This is a genomic window from Mesorhizobium sp. M7A.F.Ca.CA.001.08.2.1 (assembly GCF_003998455.1).
In the GTDB taxonomy this organism is placed as follows: domain Bacteria; phylum Pseudomonadota; class Alphaproteobacteria; order Rhizobiales; family Rhizobiaceae; genus Mesorhizobium; species Mesorhizobium ciceri.
On the sequence record NZ_RZPW01001168.1, the window covers coordinates 1 to 1257 of the forward strand.

General features: G+C 67.7%; 2 protein-coding genes. Both read right to left on the reverse strand.

Features of this window, described 5'->3' with window-relative positions:
* A partial coding sequence (purE, locus tag EN914_RS35875; RefSeq protein WP_127389709.1) for a 5-(carboxyamino)imidazole ribonucleotide mutase occupies window positions 1-424 on the reverse strand: 424 nt, incomplete at its 3' end.
* Window positions 425-526: 102 nt separating this feature from the next.
* Window positions 527-1257 (reverse strand): PfkB family carbohydrate kinase (locus tag EN914_RS35880; RefSeq protein WP_127389710.1); only part of this gene is annotated, 731 nt, incomplete at its 5' end.

Genomic DNA, 1257 nt, shown 5'->3' on the forward strand with positions numbered 1-1257 from the left:
GGCTGTCATCGTTCAGGGCCAGCACGGCGGCGGCCAAAAGGGCTGCGTTGGTGGCGCCGGCCTTGCCGATGGCCAGCGTTCCAACGGGAATGCCGGCTGGCATCTGGACGATGGACAGCAGCGAATCCTGCCCGGAAAGCGCTTTCGATTCCACCGGCACGCCGAACACCGGCAATGGCGTCATCGCCGCCGTCATGCCGGGCAGGTGTGCTGCACCGCCGGCGCCGGCGATGATCACCTGGTAACCGGCCGCCTTGGCGCCCTTGGCGAAATCATAGAGCCGGTCCGGTGTGCGGTGCGCGGAGATGATGAGCCGCTTGTGCGGGATGCCAAGTGCTTCCAGCGTTTCGGCGGCATGGCGCATCGTCGCCCAGTCGGACTGGCTGCCCATGATGATGGCGACGTCGGCGCGTTGATCGTCCAAGTTCGTGTTCCCCGGCGACAAAGGCGCGCCTTAGCGGAATTCGCGCGAGGCCGCAAGGATAGGCGGCCGCTGCTGCGGTCTGGCAAGACGGAAACCAGCCGGTCAGATGCCGTCGCGCTCGGCCTCTGGCGTCGAGACCAGCAAGGCCGAAGCCGCGTTGGCGGCGGTGATGGCCGCCCGCATGGTCTGCCCACGGGCAAGTCCCGCGGCCAGCGCGCCAACGAATTCATCGCCGGCGCCATGCGTGCTGGCGACCTTGACCGGGATGGCGGACAGCGCAAAGGCCTCGCCGCTCCGATCGCAACAGGCGACACCTTCGCCGCCCGCCGTGACGATTGCCACCGGATAGAGATCGGCCAATAGCCGTGCGGCTTGCGCGGCCCCGTCGAGTGTCTCGACCACTGCCGTGCCAGCCAGGAATTCCGCCTCGATGGCGTTGACCACCAATATGTCGACCAGGGCGATCAACTCCTCGGAGAGTTTGCGCGCGGGGGCCGCGTTGAGCACGACGCGGCCGCCCCGTGCCTTGACTGCGCGTGCGGCGGCAATGTTGGCGGCTTCCGGCACTTCGTTCTGCAGCAGGAGCACCGCCGTCTGTCCCACCACATCGGAAGCAGAGGCAATGTCGGCATGGCCCAGTGTCAGATTGCTGCCCGAGACGATCACCGCGCCATAGTCGCCGCCTGCGTCGAAGATCGCCACGCTCATGCCGGAGCCGACGCCAGCGGCCACCCGCACGAAGCGGCGGTCGACCTTGGCGCGATCGAGATTGGCCAGCACCGCCCGCCCGAAATCATCGTCGCCGACGGCGCCGATCATCGCCGCATACACAC